Source organism: Pseudomonas sp. Leaf434 (genome assembly GCF_001425545.1).
Lineage (GTDB): Bacteria > Pseudomonadota > Gammaproteobacteria > Pseudomonadales > Pseudomonadaceae > Aquipseudomonas > Aquipseudomonas siliginis.
Window position 1 is genome coordinate 1,796,750 of sequence record NZ_LMQZ01000001.1, and the last position, 20,167, is coordinate 1,816,916.

A 20,167-nucleotide genomic window follows, 5' to 3' on the forward strand; every position below is an offset into this window, starting at 1 on the left:
ATGTGCAGCTTTTGCATGAATATCGCTCATGTTGGTACGAGCGTCATAACGGTAGAATCGCTGCCTTTTTTTATCATCGAGATCAGCAGCATGCCGCACCGCTTCATCAGTTTATGGTTGCTGGTCCTGAGCGGGAGCGTTGCGGCGCAAGATCCTGCCATTTCTTCTTCCATCTCCTACAGCCGAGACATCCAACCGATCTTCACCGAGAAGTGCGTAGCCTGCCATGCGTGCTATGACTCGGCCTGTCAGCTCAATCTCGGCAGCGGCGAAGGCGCCGCCCGTGGCGCGAGCAAGATGCCGGTATATGACGGCGAACGTACCCAGGCTGCACCGACCACGCGATTGTTTTACGACGCCTTCGGCAAGCGCGCCTGGCAGCAGAAAGACTTCTATTCGGTACTCGACGCCCAGGGCAGTCAGGCCGCGCTGATGGCGCGGATGCTTGAACTCGGCCACAAGACGCCGCTGACGCCGAACGCCAAGCTGCCAGAAGAGATTGTTCTTGGGCTCAATCGCAACAATCTATGCGCAATGCCTGCGGAGTTCGACGGATATGCCGGCGCGCACCCGAAAGAGGGTATGCCGCTGGCCGTCACCGGTCTGACCGACCAGCAATACCAGACCTTGCAGCGCTGGCTGGCGTCTGGCGCGCCGATCGACGAACAGAGTCTGGCGCCGAGTGCCAAAGAGGCCATGCAGATCCAGCAGTGGGAGAACCTGCTCAATGCTCCCGGTGCTCGGCAAAGTCTGGTCGGGCGCTGGCTGTTCGAGCACTGGTATCTGGCGCACATCTATTTCAAGGACGGCGAGCCGGGGCATTATTTCCAGTGGGTGCGTTCGCGCACGCCGAGCGGCCAGCCGATTGATCTGATCGCCACTCGCCGCCCCAACGACGACCCGGGCACGCAGGTGTATTACCGCTTGTGGCCGGTGCAAGGGGTGATCGTGCACAAGACGCACATCACTTATCCGCTGAGCGCGGCGAAAATGGCCCGGATCAAGAGCCTGTTCTACAGCGGCAACTGGCAGGTCAACGCGTTACCGGGTTACGGGCCGCAAAGCCGCGCCAATCCGTTTGCCACCTTCGAGGCGATTCCGGCACAGGCGCGCTATCAGTTCATGCTCGATAACGCTGAATACTTCGTCCGCACCTTCATTCGCGGCCCGGTGTGCCGTGGGCAGATCGCGACCGACGTGATCCGCGACAATTTCTGGGCGCTGTTCCAGGCGCCGGAACATGATCTCTATATCACCGACCCGAACTACCGCGGCCAGGCCACGCCGCTGCTGGCGATGCCGGGGCAGAACGACGATGTCGGCAGCGTGCTGAGTCTGTGGCGCAACTATCGCGACAAGCGCAACGAATACGAGGCACTGCGCCGTGACAGCTATGCCGATCTGCCGGCGCCGAGCTGGTCGACGCTGTGGGCCGGCAACGACAACGCCTTGCTGAGCATTTTCCGCCACTTCGACAGCGCTTCGGTGACCAAGGGGCTTATCGGTGAGGTGCCGCAAACCATGTGGCTGTTCGACTATCCGCTGCTGGAACGCACCTATTACCAGCTCGCGGTCAATTTCGACGTGTTCGGCAACGTCTCCCATCAGGCGCAGACCCGTCTGTATTTCGACCTGATCCGTAACGGCGCGGAGCAGAACTTCCTGCGCCTGATGCCCGCCGACTCGCGCGAGGACTACCTCAACGATTGGTACCAGGATGGCGGTCAATTCAAGATGTGGCTCGATTACGAGGCCATCGATGACGACAAACCGACCGCGCTGAAACTCGACGAAAAAGACCCGAAACATGATTTCGCCATGCAGTTGCTGGCGCGCTACGGTGATCTGAACGCGCGGCCAGACCCGATCAATCGCTGCGACGGCGCTTATTGCTCGCGACCGAATATCGATCCGGCGTTGCAGAATGCCGAGCAGGCCCTGAGCCGTCTGGCCTCGCGCCCGGCCGCAGGGCTGAAAGTCATTGACCAGTTGCCCGAAGCGACCTTGCTGCGCGTTGAAACCGCCAGCGGCAAGCGCGAGGTCTACAGCCTGCTGCGCAACCGCGCCCACAGCAACGTGGCGTTTTTGCTCGGTGAGTCGCGGCGCTATCAGCCAGGGCTCGACACCCTGACGATCTATCCGGGCGTGCTCAGCAGTTACCCGAACTTCATGTTCAACGTACCGGCCGAGCAGGTGCCGGCGTTTGTCGATGCGATGGAAAACGCCAGGGATGCCAGTCGGTTCGAAAAGATCGTCGAACGCTGGGGCATTCGGCGCAGTCATCCGCAGTTCTGGCTGTATTTCCACGATCTGAGCCAATACATCCACGAAACCGACCCGGTGGAAGAGGGCGTGCTGGATATGAATCGGTACGAGAACCTTTGATGATTCGCAGGCGTGTTACGAGATTCTTTCCCGACAAAAATACTAGGACTTTGTCAGCCGCGCCGATTGGCGTAAACTGCGCCCACGCCTGCGAGGAGTTTTTATGACCGCTATTACCATTACCGACGCCGCCCATGATTACCTGGCCGATCTGCTCTCCAAGCAGAACACCCCGGGCATCGGCATCCGCGTTTTCATTACCCAGCCTGGTACCCAGTACGCCGAAACCTGCATTGCCTACTGCAAGCCGGGCGAAGAGAAACCTGAAGATACCGCGCTGGGGCTGAAAAGCTTCACCGCCTACATCGATTCCTTCAGCGAAGCGTTTCTTGATGACGCGGTCGTTGATTACGCCACCGACCGCATGGGCGGCCAGTTGACCATCAAGGCGCCAAACGCCAAGGTGCCGATGGTCAACGCCGACAGCCCGGTCAACGAGCGCATCAACTATTACCTCCAAACCGAGATCAACCCGGGGCTGGCCAGCCACGGCGGTCAGGTCAGCCTGATCGATGTGGTCGAGGACGGCATCGCCGTGTTGCAGTTCGGTGGCGGTTGCCAGGGCTGCGGCCAGGCTGACGTAACCTTGAAGGAAGGCATCGAGCGCACCCTGCTCGAGCGCATTCCGGAGCTCAAGGGCGTTCGCGACGTGACCGACCACACGCAGAAAGAAAACGCCTACTACTAAGGTGTTCGCTGCGAACATGAAAAACGGCGCCCCGTGAGCGCCGTTTTTTTATGGGTAACTTTTGCCGCCCCCATTCGCGAGCAGGCTCGCTCCCACATTGAAATGCAATCACCTGTGGGAGCGAGCCTGCTCGCGAAAGCGTCTTCAAGGGCGATAAAGATGCGCATGCCCGGCCCGATACAACGAAGACTCGCTGAACACCTCGCTGCCCAGCACCCTGCCAACCAAGATCAGCGCCGTACGCCGAAAGCCTTTGGCCTCGACCTTTGCGGCAATGTCCGCCAATGTACCTACCACCCAGTCCTGATCCGGCCATGTCGCGCGGTGAATAACGGCAATCGGGCAGTCCGCGCCGTAATGCGGCAGCAGTTCAACCAGTATTTTTTCCAGATGATTGACCCCCAAGTGGATCGCCATGGTCGCGCCGTGCTGCGCCAGGCTCGCCAGTTCTTCGCCGGCGGGCATCGCGGTCTTGTCGGCGTAACGGGTCAGGATCACGCTTTGCGAAATGTCCGGCAGAGTGAGCTCTGCGCCCAGCAGTGCTGCGCATGCCGCTGTGGCGGTCACGCCAGGGATGATCTCGAAAGGAATGCTCAGCTCACGCAAGTGGCGGATCTGCTCACCAATCGCGCCGTACAGACCTGGATCCCCCGAATGCACACGGGCCACATCCTGGCCTTTGGCATGGGCGCTCCTGATCAAATCGATGATTTGTTCCAGATGCAGTTCGGCGCTGTTGGCCACGATTTCGGCCTGATGACCTTCCAGCACCGCTGCGGGTACCAGCGAGCCGGCATAAATGATCACCGGGCAGCTGCGAATCAGCCGTTGGCCTTTGACGGTGATGAGTTCCGGGTCGCCGGGGCCGGCGCCGATGAAGTAGACGGTCATCGTTGAATCCTTGTGAAGAGGCGCAGGCACACTGCAGATGAAGTGTGCTCATGATCGATGGCGGGGATTATCGGGATTTTATGCAGCGCCGGCCAATGCCAGCGTGGCCTGCGCATATTTCTGCCGAGGAATCAGCAGTTTCGCCGGCGCCTGAATCAGTTGCTCGGCCAGCGCCAGCGCGGCGCTTTCCGCCACGCCGTAGCAGCCGGTGCGCTCAAAGGCGATTTGCGATTGATGGCTGAGGCGCTGCTGGTAGGGCGCCAGCTCGGCACTGTTGAAATACTGCAGCGGCAGGTTCAACTGTGTGGCCAGTTCCAGCAACCCCGGTTCGTCGCGTTTGAGATCGATACTCGCCAGAGCCTTGACCGCTCGCAGTTCGATGCGGTGTGCCTGCAAAGCCTGGTCGAGTAATGCACGCAGCGTACTGGCCGGGCAGCCGCGCTGGCAGCCGAGGCCGACCACGAAGGTCGGCGCTGCGCGGTCATCGGTCATGCTTGATATGGGCCTGCGCTTTTGCGGCGGAACAACCATGCACTGATCAAGCCCAAGGCCAGCCAGAACGCGACGTTGGTCAGCTGCGAAGCGATTTTGAACTGGGTTTCCAGTGCCTCTGGAGCGAGCATCGAATGCACCTGCGGTTGCGGCGCGCCGATCACATGCGGCACGGCGAGAATCGCTACACCAAGAAGCTTCATCAGCCAGTGACGGCTGAAAGCGATCAGTGCCAGGCCGACAGCGGTCGAAGCGGCAGTGCCGATCCACCAGATCTGCCGCGAAGCCAGATCGGCGGCGGCTGTGCCCGGCAATTCAGGTGGCAGGCCCAGGGTCGGCGCAAGAACGAACGTGGCGTAACCGGCCAGACCCCAGAGCAGCCCTTGCGAGGTCTTGGTCGGCGCGCGCAAGGTGTACAGGCCGGCGAGCATCAAGGCGAAACCCACTGCCACCACCAGATTACCGCCAGTGGTCGAGACCACACGCTGCCAGCCGTCTTCCGGCTCCCAGGCTTCGCCATCATGGCTGTGGGCGGCGGTGCCGGCGGCGTGTTCGTGGACTTGCGCGACCGGTTCGGATTTCTCGAAGGTTTCGGCCTGCAGAATCAGTGGCGATACCCAGAAACTCTGCAGCAGGGTCAGCAGCAGGGCGGCCAGCAAGCCGGTGAAGCCTGCGGTTTGCGCGATACGTTTGATCATTTCGGCAGGCCTCAGTGGCACGGGAACGCGGCGCTGTGGCGGGTATCGTGGGCGGCGTTGTGCACCGCTTCGATGTGCGAGAAACCGGCGAACCAGACCAGGCTGGCACCGAGGATCGAGGCGAAGAGGGCGGCGGCGACGCGTTGGCCGAGTGTGGTGCTGCTGGAGATGTGGTCAGTGTGGCTGACGGTGTTACTGATGATCGACATAGCGCTTCCCTCTGAAATGTCAGCGGGTAAACAGAGCGCATGAAAATCCCTGCGGGCCGGGCACGCAGGGATTCGAACAGCGCCCGCCCACCGCGGGTTTGTTTGTGTTCAGCGGCGCTTGCGCGCGCTGGGTGTTGCGGGCCGGTCTCCGGGCTCGCGAGGGGTTGGCTGGTCGCCGACCTGCAAGCATCACCTTCCCATGCCGGGGCACAGTGGATCTGACGCTTCGCTCGCTTACCGTTGCGGGGGCAGCACCGGACTGACATGGCTTTGAGTAAAGCACATGATTCACCGGTTTCCCGTTTCACCCTGTGAAGGGCACCCGTAACAAGGTGTGCAGGAGAACATGGGTTTGGGTTTTTAGTCAATTTCCGGGGGCGGATCCGTTGCTGCGGGGGGGGCTTTTTTTCGGGTGTTTTTGTGTGTATATCCGTTGCTGCGGGTGTTGCTGATTACGGTTTCGCCCTTACGGCGAGGCACTTTTTCCAAACGCCGAAAAAGTACCCAAAAAGGCTTGCTCCTACGTTCGGCCCTCGCAGGCTCGGGTTCCTTCGCTCCGGGACTGATCCGGGCGCAGCGGCTCCGGTTTGCTTCGCTGCACCTACACTCGCTGCGTACGACTGCGTCGTACGGTCGCTGCGCTCCCACGCCCGGATCAATCCCTCCACTCAGCCTTCCGACGTCGCCGGTGGATCAAGATCAAGAGCACTCGAGCTTGCGCTCATTGTTGAGTGGTGCGGCTTCGCCGCGGGCAGCTGCGCTGCTTTGCTTTTGCTTTTGTGGGAGCGAGCCTGCTCGCGAAGGCGGCCTGACAGCCGACCTGTTCTTGAGCTGGTGCGCGATCCAACTGTAGGAGCTGCCGAAGGCTGCGATCTTTTGCTTTTGCCTTTGCCTTTGCCTTTGCCTTTGCTTTTGCTCTGGCTTTTGATCTTTTGCCCCTTCGGCAGGCTTCGTTACGGGATCGATCCGGGGGTGGGAGCGCAGCGACCGTACGACGCAGTCGTACACAGCGGAAGGAGGTGCAGCGAAGCAAACCGTAGCCGCTGCGCCCGGATCGGTCCCATAACGAAGGTACCCCGAGCCCCAGCGAGCGGGCCGTACGCCGGGGCAAAGCCTTTTGGTTCCTTTTTGGCGTTTGAAAAAGGGACTCGCTGTAAGAGCGAAACCATAAGAAGCCGTTACCGCAGCAACGGATATACCCCCAGTTTCAGACTCACCGACCATTGACCCACGACGGACCCATGCGTAGCCTTGCGCTTTCGAGGTTCTTCGGCACTCGCCGAAGCTAAGAAGGGAACGCGGTCAAAGCCGCGGCTGCCCCCGCAACTGTGAACGGTGATGTTCGTTGCCACGCCACTGCCAGCTCAACCGATGAGCCAGCGGGAAGGCGCAATGGACGCCAGGCCCAACGCCTGAACGCCGTCAGCCAGGAGACCTGCCTCGTCACAGATTCTCACTACAACCGGGCGGGGTGATCCGGTGGCGAATGCTTCCGGCGTGCATGCGCGCTGCCGGTTCTCGTCCCGTATGCCCGCCGCTTGCCAAAGGGCATACCGATGAAAACACTGGCCAAACTCCCCGTCACCATCGTCACCGGTTTCCTCGGTTCGGGCAAAACCACGCTGCTGCGGCACATGCTCGACAACGCTCAGGGCCGGCGCATCGCGGTGATCGTCAACGAGTTTGGCGAGCTGGGCATTGACGGTGAAATCCTCAAGCAATGCACCATCGGCTGCACCGAAGAAGAGGCCAGCGGCCGCGTTTATGAGCTGGCCAACGGCTGCCTGTGCTGCACCGTGCAGGAAGAATTCTTCCCGGTGATGCGCGAGCTGGTCGCCCGTCGCGGCGATCTCGACCACATCCTTATTGAAACCTCGGGCCTGGCCCTGCCAAAACCGCTGGTGCAAGCCTTCCAGTGGCCGGAAATTCGCAGTGCCTGCACCGTCGATGCAGTCATCACCGTGGTCGACAGCCCGGCCGTCGCTGCTGGCACCTTCGCCGCGTTCCCGGATCAGGTCGATGCCCAGCGCAAACTCGATCCGAACCTTGATCACGAGTCGCCGCTGCATGAACTGTTCGCCGATCAACTGGCCAGCGCTGACCTGGTGATCCTCAACAAAGCTGACCAGACCAGCGCGGAAGATCTCGCACGGGTGCGTGCTGAAGTCGCCGAAGAGCTGCCGCCAGCGGTAAAAATCATCGAAGCCAGCAATGGCCGCCTGCCGCTGGACGTGCTGATCGGCCTCGGCGCCGGCTCTGAGGAGCATATCGACAGCCGCCACAGTCACCACGATCACCATCACGACGGTGATGACGACGACCACGATCACGACGCCTTCGATTCGATCTCCATCGAATTGCCGCAAGCCGACGAAAGCTTGCTGCTCGACGCGCTGACGCAACTGGTGGTGCAGCACGGCATCCTGCGCGTCAAAGGTTTCGCGGCCATCCCGAACAAACCAATGCGTCTGCTGATCCAGGGCGTGGGCACGCGTTTCGACAAGCATTTCGACCGCCAGTGGGGCGCCGACGAAGCGCGCGTCACGCGTCTGGTGCTCATCGGTCAGGAGCTTGATGCGGCACAACTCGAAGCGCAATTGCGCGCTGCGCTCAGCGTTTAAGCCATGCACCTGCTCAGGACCCAGCCGGGCGGATTCGTCTCGGACGACAACATTGCCGACCTCGGACAAACCCCCGCCGAGCTGGTGATCCTGTGCAGCGGCGATTCCAGCCTGGCGCTGCTCGCCGAGGCTGCGCAGCAACTGCCCGATGACTATCCGAGCCTGCGTCTGGCCAACCCGATGCAGGTGCAGAATCATGCCTCGGTCGATCTGTATGTCGACGAAGTGCTGCGCCACGCCAAGGTCATTCTGATCTCCCTGCATGGCGGCATTGCCTATTGGCGCTACGGTGTCGAGCGGCTGGTCGAGTTGTCCGAACGCGGCGTGCAACTGATTCTGGTGCCCGGCGATGACCGCCCGGATCCCGAACTCAGCGACTTGAGCACGGTCAGCGCCGAAGTGCGCGATCGACTCTGGCAATTCCTGCGTCAGGGCGGCATGGGTAACGCGCTGGATTTCTTCCGTTGCCTGGGCAACCAATGGTTCGCCCGCGATTACCCGTGGAGCGAGCCGCAAACCCTGCCGCGCACGGCGATTTATTACCCACAGAAAAACAGCGCTGCCCTGAGCGACTGGCAAGCCGAATGGCTGCCCGGTCAACCGGTGGCGGCGCTGTTGTTTTATCGCTCGCATTTGCAGGCGGCGAACACGGCGTTCATCGATGTGTTCTGTCAGCGTTTGCAGGCAGCCGGGCTCAATCCGCTGCCGATCGCGGTGGCCAGTCTGAAAGAACCCGGTTGCTTGTCGGTGGTCGAGGACTGGCTGGATGAAGTCGAGGCGGGGGTGATTCTCAACACCACCGGTTTTGCCCAATCGAGTCCCGAGGCGCCGCATCTACGCCCGTTTCGCCGCAACATCCCGGTGATTCAAGCGATCTGCGCCCAGGACAACGAGCCTGGCTGGCGCGACAGCGAACAGGGCCTCGGGCCGCGCGATCTGGCGATGCACATTGCTTTGCCGGAACTTGACGGACGCATCATCAGCCGACCGATCAGCTTCAAGGATCTGGCCTGGCGCAGCGAGCGCAGTCAGTCCGATGTGGTCTGCTATCGCGCCCAGCCTGAACGCATGGATTTCGTTGCCGAACTGGCGCGGCGCTGGGTTGATCTGGCGCGTGTGGCCAATGGCGAAAAACGCATCGCGCTGATCCTTGCCAACTACCCAACCCGCGACGGCCGCATCGGCAACGGTGTCGGCCTCGATACGCCAGCGGCGGCGCTGAACATCCTCCGCGCTTTGCGCGAAGAGGGTTATCCGGTCACGGCCGAGTTGCCCGATAGCGGCACCGAGCTGATCCAGCAATTGCTCGGCGGTGTCAGCAACGACCTCGACAGTCTCGACCTGCGCCCGTGCCAGCAAAGCCTGGCGATGGACGATTACCTGGCAATGTTCAACGCGATGCCGGAGGCGAATCGCGCGGCGGTACTCGAGCGCTGGGGATCGCCACACAACGATCCGATGTGTCGCGACGGCCGGCTGATGATCGCCGGTCTGCGTTTCGGTCTGACCTTTGTCGGCATCCAGCCGGCCCGCGGTTATCAGGTCGATCCCAGCTCGGTGTATCACGACCCGGATCTGGTCCCGCCGCACGGCTATCTGGCCTTCTATTTCTGGTTGCGCAACACCTACGGCGCCCACGGCGTGATCCACGTCGGCAAGCACGGCAATCTCGAATGGCTGCCGGGCAAAGGTGTTGGGCTGTCGGAAAACTGCTGGCCCGACGCGCTGCTCGGGCCGTTGCCGAATATCTATCCGTTTATCGTCAACGACCCGGGCGAGGGCGCCCAGGCCAAGCGGCGCACGCAGGCGGTGATCATCGACCACCTGATGCCACCGCTGACCCGCGCCGAAACCTATGGGCCGCTGCGTAATCTGGAGCTGCTGGCCGACGAATATTACGAGGCGCAACTGCTTGATCCGCGCCGTGCCCGCGAGTTGCAGCGCGACATTCTGCAATTGGTACGAGACACGCAAATCGACCGCGAATTGCAACTGGATGCCGCGCTGGACAGCGATGCCGATGCGGCGATCTGGTTGCCGCGTCTGGACACTTATCTGTGCGATCTGAAGGAATCGCAGATTCGCGATGGGTTGCACATCTTCGGCGAATCACCGAGCGGGCGTTTGCGTATCGACACGTTGCTGGCGTTGCTGCGCATCCCGCGCGGTGACGGTAAAGGCGCGCAGTCGAGCTTGTTGCGAGCGTTGGCCAAGGCGTTTGAGTTGGGCTTCGACCCCTTGGATTGTGCATTGGCCGATCCTTGGAATGGCCCGTGTCCGATCGAGTTGCAGGCCATCAGCGAAGAAGTCTGGCGCACCGCCGGCGACACCCGCGAACGCCTCGAACTCTTCGCCGCAGACCTGATCTTCCAAGCACTGAATGTCCCCTGTGGGAGCGAGCCTGCTCGCGAAAGCGGTGCGTCAGGTAAATCATTGTTGAATGACACACCGAGTTCGCGAGCAGGCTCGCTCCCACAAGGGGCGGGTTGGGCTGAGGTTGATTCGATACTCGACCATCTGCGCGAAGTCGTCGCCCCGCGCCTCGACGCTTGCGGCCCCGCCGAAATGCGCGGTCTGCTCGACGCCCTCAGCGGTCGTTTCGTCCCGGCCGGCCCCAGCGGTGCGCCCAGCCGTGGCCGCCTCGACGTGCTGCCGACCGGGCGCAACTTCTATTCGGTGGACGTGCGCAATCTGCCGACCACCACCGCGTGGCGCATCGGATTCCAGTCGGCAACGCTGATTCTCGAACGGCATCTGCAGGACCACGGCGATCACTTGCGCCAGCTCGGCCTGTCGGTCTGGGGCACCGCGACCATGCGCACCGGCGGCGACGACATCGCTCAGGCCATGGCTTTGATGGGCGTGCGTCCGGTCTGGGCCACGGGCAGTCAGCGCGTGGATGATTTCGAGATTCTGCCGCTGAGCCTGCTCGATCGTCCGCGGGTCGACGTGACGCTGCGGGTTTCGGGGTTTTTCCGTGATGCGTTTGCCAATCTCATCCGCCTGTTCGACGCCGCCGTGCAAGCGGTGGCCGCGCTGGACGAGCCGGATGACTTGAACCCACTCGCAGCCAAGGTGCGTGCCGAACGCGAGGCGTTAGTGCAATCGGGCGTCGATGAGGACACCGCGCGGCGTCAGGCCGGGTGGCGCATCTTCGGCGCGAAACCGGGGGCGTATGGCGCCGGGGTGCAAGGCGCCATCGATGGGCGTCTGTGGCAGTCGCGCGAAGACCTCGCCGAGGTCTACCTGAACTGGGGCGCTTATGCTTACGGCGGTGCCGACGAGGGCACGGCCGCCCGCGCGCAATTCAGCCAGCGCCTGAGCCAGGTGCAAGCCGTGCTGCAAAACCAGGACAACCGCGAGCATGACTTGCTCGATTCCAACGATTACTACCAGTTCCAGGGCGGCATGCTCGCGGCGGTGGAGACTCTGCGCGGCGAAGCGGCGGCCAGCTATCACGGCGATCACAGCCAGCCGGATCTGCCGAAGATTCGTACCTTAAAGGAAGAATTGAACCGCGTGGTGCGCTCGCGCGCGGCGAATCCGAAGTGGATCGACGGGGTCAAGCGTCACGGCTACAAAGGCGCGTTCGAACTGGCGGCGACGGTTGATAATCTGTTCGCCTTCGATGCGACTACGCAATTGATCGACGACCATCAATATGCGTTGCTGGCGGAGGCATATTTGCTCGATCCGGCGACCCGGGATTTTGTTCGTGAGCATAATCCCCATGCGCTGCGCGACATGACCGAACGCATGCTCGAAGCGCAGCAGCGCGGGATGTGGCAGGAGCCGGGGGCTTATAAAGAAGCGCTGGAGAATTTGCTGTTGGATATCGAGGAAGATATGTAGCCGCTAAAAAGCTACCCTCACCCCAGCCCTCTCCCGGAGGGAGAGGGGGCCGATCTTTAGCGCTGTCGAAGTTTGCGTCGACCCGATGCATCACGTCGACAGAACTCGAGAGGCCATCACGGTCTGTTCCCTCTCCCTCTGGGAGAGGGCTAGGGTGAGGGCAACAACTGACACACCACAACGTCACGACCATCCACGACCACGAAAGAGAAACCCATGACCGACACCCCGCATTTCCCGCTCTCCGCCGTGGTCGGCGCCGATGACTTGAAGCTCGCCCTGTGCCTGACCGCCATCGACCCGAAAATCGGCGGCGTACTCATCGAAGGTCCGCGCGGCATGGCCAAGTCGACCCTGGCCCGGGGCTTGGCGGATCTGCTCGCCAGCGGCCAATTCGTCACGTTGCCATTGGGCGCAACTGAAGAGCGCCTGGTCGGCACCCTCGATCTCGACGCTGCCCTGAGCGGCGGTCGCGCGCAGTTTTCGCCCGGTGTTCTGGCCAAGGCTGACGGTGGCGTGCTCTATGTCGATGAGGTGAATCTGCTGCCCGATCATCTGGTCGACCTGCTGCTCGATGTCGCCGCCAGCGGTACCAACCTGATCGAGCGTGACGGCATTTCCCATCGGCATTCGGCCAAATTCGTTCTGATCGGCACCATGAACCCGGAAGAGGGCGAACTGCGGCCACAACTGCTTGACCGCTTCGGCTTGAACGTTGCCCTCAGCGGCCACACTGCGCCCGCCGAACGTGGACAGATCATTCGCCGGCGGCTGGATTTCGACAGCAATCCGCAAGGGTTCTGCGCGCAGTGGGCGAGCGAGCAACTCAGCCTGCGTTCGCGCTGTGAAAGCGCCCGCGAGCGCTTGGCAGCCATCCCGCTGGATGATGCGGCATTGGCGTTGATTACCGAGCGTTGTTTCGCCGCCGGCGTCGATGGCTTGCGCGCTGATCTGGTGTGGTTGCGCGCGGCTCGCGCCCATGCGGCGTGGCGTGGGGCCGATGCGATTGCTGAAGAGGACATCGAGGCGGTGGCCGAATTTGCCCTGCGCCATCGCCGTCGCGAACAACCTTCGTCCAGCGCCCAATCACAAGCGCAATCTCCCTCAGGCACTGACAGCAAATCCGGCGAAGGCCAGGGCCAGTGGGGCGAGATGCCGGCAACGGCGCAAGCCACCGGTGCCCGCCGCGAAGTTCCGAGCTGGCCGCCACAGGCAAAAAAGCCCTAGGCATTCGCCCCCGATCCGACGCGGGGGCGAATGCCAGACCCCGTGCCGGACAACTCGATAATGGTCGTCAGGGCCAACGCCAGAGTGCCAGCAGCGGTTCGGTGAACTGGCCGGGCACGCTGCTCAATGGCCGCCCGCAGCGCCGCGCCGATTTGCTGTTTCAACAGCGCACCCGTTCGCCCCATGAAATCTGGCTGGTGATCGTCGACGCGTCGGCCTCGACCCGTCGCCATCAGGCCTTGAGCGATGCCAAGGGCCTGCTCGCGCAGTTGTTCGACGATGCTTACCGCCAGCGGGCGCGGCTGGCGTTGCTGACCGCCAGTGGTTCTGCGCCGAAATGGCAGGTGCAAGGCTTGAAGGCCTCAAGCGGCCTGAGCGTCTGGCTCGCCGGCCTGGGCGCTGGTGGCGGCACGCCGTTGCTCGCGGCGCTGGAGCAGGCGCAGCAATGGCTGACGGTTAGACGCAAGCGCTTTCCCGCCGAACAGCAACGCTGTCTGATCGTGACCGATGGTCGCGTGAAAGAACTGTCGGCGTTGCCAGTGCTGGCGTGTCCGGGATTGCTGATCGACATCGAGCGCGGGCCGATTCGACTGGGCCGGGCGAAGGATCTGGCGACCGCGCTGCAAGCGCAGTATCAGCATATCGATGAGCTGGGTCCACGCTGAAATCCGCCGCACCGCTCGCACCCTGTGGGAGCGAGCCTGCTCGCGAAGGCTTTTTCGGCAACGCTGAAAATCTTCGGTTACATTGATTCATACAGATCTTGAAATGATTTACCGCTGTGGAGCGGACCAGTCGACCCTGTACGCTCGAAGGCCATTTTTCATTCAGGATCTACATGAACACCCTCTCGGAGCCTCCCAGTCAGCATCCTCCAGCACGCCTTCGCGCGGTCTTGATCCATTCGCAGCATCCCGTCTTCCGACTCCCGACTATGGTTGATAACGCGGCCCTTGAGCCTTCGCGTTGCACTTCGCCGTGTCCGGCTGCCTGAATTCACTGAAGAGAGATCGAGACGTTTTATGGAATGGTTAGCGGATCCCACGGCCTGGTTAGGCCTGTTGACTCTGATCGTGCTGGAACTGGTGCTGGGTATCGACAACCTGGTGTTCATCGCAATTCTTGCCGACAAACTGCCGCCGCATCAGCGTGATCGCGCGCGGATCATCGGCTTGTCGCTGGCGTTGATCATGCGCCTGGGCCTGTTGGCGAGCATTTCCTGGCTGGTCACGCTCACGCAGCCGTTGTTCGAGGTGTTCGACAAGAGCTTCTCCGGCCGCGACCTGATCATGCTGTTCGGTGGCGTGTTCCTGTTGTTCAAGGCGACGATGGAGTTGCATGAGCGCCTCGAAGGCCATGTCGGCGAGCGCTCGACCAACACGACCTACGCGCTGTTCTGGCCGATCGTGGCGCAGATCGTGGTGCTCGACGCGGTGTTCTCGCTCGACGCGGTGATTACCGCCGTGGGCATGGTCGATGAACTGGCGGTGATGATGATCGCCGTGATCATTTCCATCGGGCTGATGATCGTCGCCAGCAAACCGCTGACCCGTTTCGTCAACGCACACCCGACCGTGATCATGCTGTGCCTGGGCTTCCTGATGATGATCGGTTTTGCCCTGACCGCAGAAGGTCTGGGCTTCCATATCCCGAAAGGTTACCTGTACGCGGCCATCGGTTTCTCGATCCTGATCGAGGTGTTCAATCAGATCGCCCGGGCACGGCGCAAACGTTCGATGCAGGGCGTGCGGCCGATGCGCGAGCGCACGGCCCATGCGGTGATGCGTCTGCTCGGCGGGCGCAAGCTGGCGGCGGAGGAGGTTGGCGAGGAAATCTCCGACCTGCTGGACAACGGTGAAGCGCCGGTGGCCGAGCTGTTCGACCGCCGTGAGCGGGTGATGATCAGCGGCGTGTTGCAACTGGCGGAACGGCCGATTCGTAACCTGATGACGGTGCGCGCCGACGTTGACCTGATTGATCTTGCGGATGACGCCGAAACCATTCGCACGAAGTTGATGCATTCGTCCTACTCGCGCTTGCCGTTGATTCGCGATGGCGCGGTGGACGAGCCGCTGGGCTTCGTACACAAGAAGGAACTGCTCAAGGAATATCTGGCGGGCAACGAGCCGAACCTGGAGCATCTGGCTCGCAAGACCGTCAATCTGCTCGACAGTTACTCAATCCTCAATGCCCTGGAGCAGATGCGCGCGGCCTCGACCCACATCGCTTTCGTGGTCAACGAGTTTGGCGATTTCGTCGGCGTATTGACCATGACCGACATCCTCGAATCGATCGCTGGCGAACTACCCGATGCCAGCGAAATCGAAGGCCCGGACGTAGTCGAGGAGCGCGGCGGGTTTCTGGTCAGCGGCGCGCTGCCCTTGGCTCGCGTTCGCCAGCGTACCGGCTTCGATGCCGAGCCGACCGAGGATTATCAGACGATGGCCGGGTTGGTGATGAGTCTTCTGGATCGCTTGCCGATGACCGGCGATCAACTGGAATACGAGGGCTGGCAATTGACTGTCAAAGCGGTGGAAGAGCGGCGGGTGACGCGGGTGTTGCTGGAGCGCGCTGCCGCGTAATCCTTGCGTTTTCTAAAAGCTGTGTCGGCCTTTTTGCGAGCGGGCTCGCTGCCACATTGCAACGCGGTTCAATGTGGCAGCTAGCCTGCTCGCGAAGGCAATTTGGCAGGCACTCCATACCTCTGAGGAGGCTCGTTCAGTACATCCTCCGTAGGCGCCCATGTGGGACGGTACGCAAAGTACGAAGTGTCTGACGCAGCCAAGGCAGATCATGCTTCCGTTTACGCGCGGCAAAGGGGGCTTTGGTCTTGCCGATGTGCACGGCGAAATCCCGTGCGAGGGTTTCTTCAGTGCCGATACCTTTGAGCTTTTTCAGCAGCCTGCCGTTTTTATAGAACAGCACTGTTGGCGTGCCCGTGACATTCGGGTGCTTGGGCGATTGGCTGGTGTTGAGCATATAGATGTTGGCGCGCAGTCGGTAAGGCTCGGCAATCTGCCGAAAGATCGGCCCGGCCCATTCGCAGGCGGGGCAGTGTTCATTGGCGAAATAAAGAATGACCGGACGCCAGGTTTTCAGGGCTTTGCGGTAAACCGGGGCCAGCGCGGCAGTTGTGTTGGTGACGTTCATCGAAGGGTCCTTTTCAACGAGCGGATAGGTTGCTTGACGTTAAAGGAGTAGGCATGTCGGGGTCTACTGTCAGAAATTACAGGTGGACTGCGTAACCACGAGAAGTGCTGTCGTCACGGTGATAGCCGTCGCGAAACGGCAGGGTGGTGATGTCTACAGGCAGGCGCTAAAGCGCTGATACCGGGTTTTGCTCAACTGTCACCCTGATTCGCACCACAACGGCGCGATCTGACCCAAGTTGGGAACGCATTACCCCTTTCCTGGCTTTGTCAGGTGTTTCCTTCGTTCCTGGTCGGGCCAAACCCTTTGGTCCACGAACCATATCTTGTTGATTCTGATAGCGTTCAACGCAGTTACAGATTTCGCGAGATTCCTGTGGCACACTTTCTGCTGTCTATTCCGTAGTAACAAACCATGTTCCGGTATAGCGGAATAAACACAATTGTGGAGTGCTTGCCATGCGTCGCCATCCTTCGTTGTTCAAAGCGTGTGTTTTTGTCCTTGCGGCTTCTTCCTCGGTCATGGGTCTGGCCCAGGCGGCCGACAGCAAGCTCGACAGTGTTCTCGCCCGTGGCAAGTTGATCGTGGGCACCGGCAGCACCAATGCGCCGTGGCACTTTCAGGGCGCGGACGGCAAGTTGCAGGGTTTTGATATCGACATCGCCAGGATGGTGGCCAAGGGACTGTTCAACGACCCGAGTAAAGTCGAGTTCGTGGTGCAGTCCTCCGATGCGCGGATCCCCAACCTGCTGACCGACAAGGTCGACATGAGCTGCCAGTTCATCACCGTCACCGCGAGCCGCGCCCAGCAAGTGGCATTCACTCTGCCGTACTACCGCGAAGGCGTCGGCCTGCTGTTGCCGAATAACAGCAAGTACAAGGAAATCGAAGACCTGCAGGCGGCGGGCGATGACGTTACCGTTGCGGTGCTGCAAAACGTCTACGCCGAAGAATTGGTGCATCAGGCATTGCCCAAGGCCAAGGTCGATCAGTACGACAGCGTCGACCTGATGTATCAGGCAGTGAACTCTGGCCGTGCCGATGCCGCCGCAACCGACCAGTCCTCGGTCAAATACCTGATGGTGCAGAACCCGGGCCGCTACCGCAGCCCGAGCTATGCCTGGAGCCCGCAGACTTACGCCTGCGCAGTCAAACGTGGCGATCAGGACTGGCTGAACTTCGTCAACACCGCGCTGCATGAGGCCATGACCGGGGTTGAGTTCCCGACCTACGCCGCCTCCTTCAAGCAATGGTTCGGTGTCGATCTGCCGTCGCCCGCGATCGGTTTTCCAGTCGAATTCAAATGATCCCGTGAGAGTGGGGCGATTTCAGTCGCCCCGCTCAAGGTACTGCTGACCATGAATTATCAGTTGAACTTTGCCGCCGTGTGGCGCGATTTCGACACCTTGCTGGCAGGGCTCGGGCTGGGCTTGCAGCTGGCGCTGGTGTCGATCGCCATCGGCTGCGTGATCGGCCTGCTGATGGCGTTTGCCTTGCTCTCCAAACATCGCGCCTTGCGGGTGTCGGCCTCGGTGTACGTCACGGTAGTGCGCAACACGCCGATCCTGGTGTTGATTCTGTTGATCTACTTCGCACTGCCCAGCCTTGGCATTCGTCTGGACAAGATTCCTTCGTTCATCATCACGCTGTCGCTGTATGCCGGCGCGTACCTGACCGAAGTCTTTCGTGGCGGCTTGCTGAGCATTCCCAAGGGGCAGCGTGAAGCCGGGCTGGCAATCGGTCTCGGTGAGTGGCAGGTCAAGGCTTACGTCACCGTGCCGGTGATGCTGCGCAACGTGCTGCCGGCGCTGTCGAACAACTTCATTTCGCTGTTCAAGGACACTTCGCTGGCGGCTGCGATTGCGGTGCCGGAGCTGACCTATTACGCGCGCAAGATCAACGTCGAGAGCTACCGGGTGATCGAGACCTGGCTGGTGACCACGGCGTTGTATGTCGCGGCCTGTTACCTCATTGCCATGCTGCTGCGTTACCTCGAGCAGCGTCTGGCGATCCGCCGATAGGAGGCTGCGATGTACGAATCTCCCAGTTGGTTGCATGAATTGTGGCTCGCCCGCGAGCCGTTGTGGCAGGGCTTTCTGACCAGCGTGCAGGTCTCGGCGCTGGCCATTGTGTTGGGCACCATGCTCGGCGTGGTTGCCGGCCTGGTCCTGACTTACGGCAGATTCTGGATGCGCGCGCCGTTTCGGCTGTACGTCGATCTGATTCGCGGCACGCCAGTGTTTGTGCTGGTGCTGGCCTGCTTTTATATGGCGCCGGCGCTCGGTTGGCAGATCAGCGCGTTTCAGGCCGGAGCCCTGGGCCTGACGCTGTTCTGCGGCTCGCACGTCGCCGAAATCGTTCGTGGCGCCCTGCAAGCCTTGCCGCGCGGGCAGATGGAGGCGGGCAAAGCCATCGGTCTGACGTTCTACCAATCCCTCGGCTACGTACTGTTGCCTCAGGCGCTGCGGCAGATTTTGCCGACCTGGGTCAACTCGTCCACCGAAATCGTCAAGGCTTCGACCTTGCTCTCGGTGATCGGCGTCGCCGAATTGCTGCTCAGCACGCAACAGATCATCGCCCGAAACTTCATGACCCTGGAGTTCTACCTGTTCGCCGGTTTTCTGTTCTTCGTCATCAACTACGGCATCGAGTTACTCGGCCGGCACATTGAAAAGCGGGTGGCCTTGCCATGACTCAAGCTCAAGTTGCTTCACAGAATCAGGCGCTGCTGGACATTCGCGGCCTGCACAAACAGTACGGCGCGGTGGAAGTGCTCAAGGGTGTCGACCTGAGCATGCAGCGCGGCAACGTCGTTACGCTGATCGGCTCCAGTGGCTCGGGCAAGACCACGCTGCTGCGTTGCGTGAACATGCTCGAAGAGTTTCAGGGCGGGCAGATTCTGCTCGACGGCGAATCCATCGGCTATGACGAGGTCAACGGTAAACGCGTACGTCACCCGGAAAAGGTCATTGCCCGCCATCGCGCGATGACCGGCATGGCGTTCCAGCAATTCAACCTGTTTCCGCACCTGACCGCGTTGCAGAACGTCACCTTGGGCCTGCTCAAGGTGAAGAAGATGCACAAGGACGAAGCCGTGGTGCTTGCCGAAAAATGGTTGGAGCGTGTCGGCCTGCTGGAGCGGCGCAATCACTTTCCCGGTCAGTTGTCCGGTGGTCAGCAACAGCGCGTAGCCATCGCCCGGGCCATTGCGATGAACCCGAGCCTGATGCTCTTTGACGAAGTCACTTCGGCCCTCGACCCGGAACTGGTTGGCGAGGTGCTCAACGTGATCAAGGGGCTGGCCGAGGACGGCATGACCATGTTGCTGGTGACCCACGAAATGCGTTTCGCTTTCGAGGTCTCGGACAAGATCGTTTTCATGAATCAAGGGCGGATCGAAGAGCAGGGGCCTCCCAAGGAACTATTCGAACGCCCGCAATCGCCGCGTCTGGCGGAATTTCTCAAAAGCACGCGGTTTTGAATCTGCACTTTTGCAATCAGGAGAAACACCCATGAGCATTACGCGTTACGGCACCGGCAGCACCGCCGCCGGCGGCCAGCCTCGTCCATTCGCCCGCGCAGTCGAAGCGGATGGCTGGCTGCATGTGTCCGGCCAGGTACCGGCGGTGGATGGCGAGATTATTGTTGGCGGCATCGTCGAACAGACCCACCAGACCATGAAAAACCTGATCGCCATTCTCGAAGAGGCTGGTTATGGCCTTGAGGACGTGGTTCGCGCCGGCGTCTGGCTGGACGATCCACGGGATTTCAGCAGCTTCAACAAAGTCTTCGCCGAGTATTTCAAACCCGAACACGCCCCGGCGCGGGCCTGCGTGCAGGCGAGCATGATGGTTGATTGCAAGGTTGAGATCGACTGCATTGCCTACAAGAAGAAGGCCTGAAACAAGTGCAGCCCTCTTCGCGAGCAGGCTCGCTCCCACATTTGGAATGCGT

17 protein-coding genes and 2 riboswitches are annotated in these 20,167 nt (G+C 61.2%); of the genes, 12 read left to right on the plus strand and 5 right to left on the minus strand.

Going from position 1 to position 20,167, the window contains the following annotated elements; all coding sequences use genetic code 11:
• Window positions 1-90: 90 nt before the first annotated feature.
• Window positions 91-2,385 carry a fatty acid cis/trans isomerase gene (locus ASG55_RS07945; RefSeq protein ID WP_056786837.1) on the plus strand — a complete coding sequence of 765 codons (2,295 nt, stop codon included), beginning with the start codon at window positions 91-93 and terminating at the stop codon, window positions 2,383-2,385.
• A 103-nt stretch (window positions 2,386-2,488) separates the two neighbouring features.
• The gene (gene nfuA, locus ASG55_RS07950; protein WP_003225494.1) at window positions 2,489-3,073 is read left to right on the plus strand and encodes a Fe-S biogenesis protein NfuA; all 585 of its coding nucleotides are present in this window, start codon (window positions 2,489-2,491) and stop codon (window positions 3,071-3,073) included.
• A 144-nt stretch (window positions 3,074-3,217) separates the two neighbouring features.
• Here nfuA and cobM read toward each other — a convergent pair whose 3' ends face one another.
• The 4 genes from cobM to ASG55_RS07970 form a co-directional block, all read right to left on the minus strand.
• Window positions 3,218-3,964 carry a precorrin-4 C(11)-methyltransferase gene (gene cobM / locus ASG55_RS07955; RefSeq protein WP_056785217.1) on the minus strand — a complete coding sequence of 249 codons (747 nt, stop codon included), beginning with the start codon at window positions 3,962-3,964 and terminating at the stop codon, window positions 3,218-3,220.
• Between the two features lie 78 nt (window positions 3,965-4,042).
• Complete coding sequence (locus ASG55_RS07960) at window positions 4,043-4,456, minus strand: cobalamin biosynthesis protein (RefSeq protein WP_056785220.1); 414 nt, start codon at window positions 4,454-4,456, stop codon at window positions 4,043-4,045.
• The gene (locus ASG55_RS07965; RefSeq protein ID WP_056785224.1) at window positions 4,453-5,154 is read right to left on the minus strand and encodes a CbtA family protein; all 702 of its coding nucleotides are present in this window, start codon (window positions 5,152-5,154) and stop codon (window positions 4,453-4,455) included. Before ASG55_RS07965 ends, ASG55_RS07960 begins: the two co-directional genes overlap by 4 nt.
• An 11-nt stretch (window positions 5,155-5,165) precedes the next feature.
• Window positions 5,166-5,363, minus strand: a complete 198-nt coding sequence (locus ASG55_RS07970) for a CbtB domain-containing protein (protein WP_016774486.1) — start codon at window positions 5,361-5,363, stop codon at window positions 5,166-5,168.
• 122 nt (window positions 5,364-5,485) lie between these two features.
• Window positions 5,486-5,704: riboswitch (cobalamin riboswitch) on the minus strand.
• Window positions 5,705-6,608: 904 nt separating this feature from the next.
• Window positions 6,609-6,820: riboswitch (cobalamin riboswitch) on the plus strand.
• Window positions 6,821-6,919: 99 nt separating this feature from the next.
• Between ASG55_RS07970 and cobW the strand changes: the two genes are divergently transcribed.
• From cobW to ASG55_RS07995, 5 genes are all read left to right on the plus strand, one after another.
• Window positions 6,920-7,984 (plus strand): cobalamin biosynthesis protein CobW, encoded by a 1,065-nt coding sequence (gene cobW, locus ASG55_RS07975; protein WP_056785227.1) that lies wholly within the window; start codon window positions 6,920-6,922, stop codon window positions 7,982-7,984.
• 3 nt (window positions 7,985-7,987) lie between these two features.
• Complete coding sequence (gene cobN, locus ASG55_RS07980) at window positions 7,988-11,836, plus strand: cobaltochelatase subunit CobN (protein ID WP_056785230.1); 3,849 nt, start codon at window positions 7,988-7,990, stop codon at window positions 11,834-11,836.
• Window positions 11,837-12,052: 216 nt separating this feature from the next.
• The gene (locus ASG55_RS07985) at window positions 12,053-13,063 is read left to right on the plus strand and encodes an ATP-binding protein (protein ID WP_056785232.1); all 1,011 of its coding nucleotides are present in this window, start codon (window positions 12,053-12,055) and stop codon (window positions 13,061-13,063) included.
• Window positions 13,036-13,728: a vWA domain-containing protein gene (locus ASG55_RS07990; protein WP_236708175.1), complete on the plus strand. Its 693-nt coding sequence runs from the start codon at window positions 13,036-13,038 to the stop codon at window positions 13,726-13,728. Before ASG55_RS07985 ends, ASG55_RS07990 begins: the two co-directional genes overlap by 28 nt.
• Before the next feature lie 357 nt (window positions 13,729-14,085).
• Complete coding sequence (locus tag ASG55_RS07995) at window positions 14,086-15,645, plus strand: TerC family protein (protein ID WP_041478708.1); 1,560 nt, start codon at window positions 14,086-14,088, stop codon at window positions 15,643-15,645.
• Window positions 15,646-15,781: 136 nt separating this feature from the next.
• Here the strand turns inward: ASG55_RS07995 and ASG55_RS08000 are convergent, their stop codons facing one another.
• Window positions 15,782-16,213 carry a thioredoxin family protein gene (locus ASG55_RS08000; protein ID WP_056785234.1) on the minus strand — a complete coding sequence of 144 codons (432 nt, stop codon included), beginning with the start codon at window positions 16,211-16,213 and terminating at the stop codon, window positions 15,782-15,784.
• Window positions 16,214-16,671: 458 nt separating this feature from the next.
• Between ASG55_RS08000 and ASG55_RS08005 the strand changes: the two genes are divergently transcribed.
• Genes ASG55_RS08005 through ASG55_RS08025 form a run of 5 tightly spaced genes read left to right on the plus strand, consistent with a single transcriptional unit; the run spans window position 16,672 to window position 20,115 of the window.
• On the plus strand, window positions 16,672-17,520 hold the full coding sequence (locus ASG55_RS08005) for a transporter substrate-binding domain-containing protein (protein ID WP_041478710.1): 849 nt from the start codon (window positions 16,672-16,674) through the stop codon (window positions 17,518-17,520).
• Between the two features lie 51 nt (window positions 17,521-17,571).
• Window positions 17,572-18,234, plus strand: coding sequence for an amino acid ABC transporter permease (locus ASG55_RS08010; RefSeq protein ID WP_056785237.1), 663 nt, complete (start codon window positions 17,572-17,574; stop codon window positions 18,232-18,234).
• Window positions 18,235-18,243: 9 nt separating this feature from the next.
• A complete protein-coding gene (locus ASG55_RS08015; protein ID WP_056785240.1) occupies window positions 18,244-18,906 on the plus strand; it encodes an amino acid ABC transporter permease in 663 nt (220 codons plus the stop codon).
• Window positions 18,903-19,694, plus strand: a complete 792-nt coding sequence (locus ASG55_RS08020; RefSeq protein WP_041478713.1) for an amino acid ABC transporter ATP-binding protein — start codon at window positions 18,903-18,905, stop codon at window positions 19,692-19,694. The genes ASG55_RS08015 and ASG55_RS08020 overlap by 4 nt, the downstream gene beginning before the upstream one ends.
• Window positions 19,695-19,725: 31 nt before the next feature.
• Entirely contained in the window at window positions 19,726-20,115 is a 390-nt protein-coding gene (locus tag ASG55_RS08025; protein ID WP_016774497.1) for a RidA family protein, read from the plus strand.
• The last annotated feature ends 52 nt before the right edge of the window (window positions 20,116-20,167 follow it).

What these genes read in the sequence shown, in the direction of transcription:
- ASG55_RS08015 (WP_056785240.1), top strand. Translation starts at nt 18,244, where the DNA reads ATGTACGAATCTCCCAGTTGGTTGCATGAATTGTGGCTCGCCCGCGAG.
- ASG55_RS07945 (WP_056786837.1), top strand. Translation starts at nt 91, where the DNA reads ATGCCGCACCGCTTCATCAGTTTATGGTTGCTGGTCCTGAGCGGGAGC.
- ASG55_RS07965 (WP_056785224.1), bottom strand. Translation starts at nt 5,154, where the DNA reads ATGATCAAACGTATCGCGCAAACCGCAGGCTTCACCGGCTTGCTGGCC.
- cobM (WP_056785217.1), bottom strand. Translation starts at nt 3,964, where the DNA reads ATGACCGTCTACTTCATCGGCGCCGGCCCCGGCGACCCGGAACTCATC.
- nfuA (WP_003225494.1), top strand. Translation starts at nt 2,489, where the DNA reads ATGACCGCTATTACCATTACCGACGCCGCCCATGATTACCTGGCCGAT.
- cobN (WP_056785230.1), top strand. Translation starts at nt 7,988, where the DNA reads ATGCACCTGCTCAGGACCCAGCCGGGCGGATTCGTCTCGGACGACAAC.
- ASG55_RS08005 (WP_041478710.1), top strand. Translation starts at nt 16,672, where the DNA reads ATGCGTCGCCATCCTTCGTTGTTCAAAGCGTGTGTTTTTGTCCTTGCG.
- ASG55_RS08025 (WP_016774497.1), top strand. Translation starts at nt 19,726, where the DNA reads ATGAGCATTACGCGTTACGGCACCGGCAGCACCGCCGCCGGCGGCCAG.
- ASG55_RS07960 (WP_056785220.1), bottom strand. Translation starts at nt 4,456, where the DNA reads ATGACCGATGACCGCGCAGCGCCGACCTTCGTGGTCGGCCTCGGCTGC.
- ASG55_RS07985 (WP_056785232.1), top strand. Translation starts at nt 12,053, where the DNA reads ATGACCGACACCCCGCATTTCCCGCTCTCCGCCGTGGTCGGCGCCGAT.
- ASG55_RS08010 (WP_056785237.1), top strand. Translation starts at nt 17,572, where the DNA reads ATGAATTATCAGTTGAACTTTGCCGCCGTGTGGCGCGATTTCGACACC.
- ASG55_RS07970 (WP_016774486.1), bottom strand. Translation starts at nt 5,363, where the DNA reads ATGTCGATCATCAGTAACACCGTCAGCCACACTGACCACATCTCCAGC.
- cobW (WP_056785227.1), top strand. Translation starts at nt 6,920, where the DNA reads ATGAAAACACTGGCCAAACTCCCCGTCACCATCGTCACCGGTTTCCTC.
- ASG55_RS08020 (WP_041478713.1), top strand. Translation starts at nt 18,903, where the DNA reads ATGACTCAAGCTCAAGTTGCTTCACAGAATCAGGCGCTGCTGGACATT.
- ASG55_RS08000 (WP_056785234.1), bottom strand. Translation starts at nt 16,213, where the DNA reads ATGAACGTCACCAACACAACTGCCGCGCTGGCCCCGGTTTACCGCAAA.
- ASG55_RS07995 (WP_041478708.1), top strand. Translation starts at nt 14,086, where the DNA reads ATGGAATGGTTAGCGGATCCCACGGCCTGGTTAGGCCTGTTGACTCTG.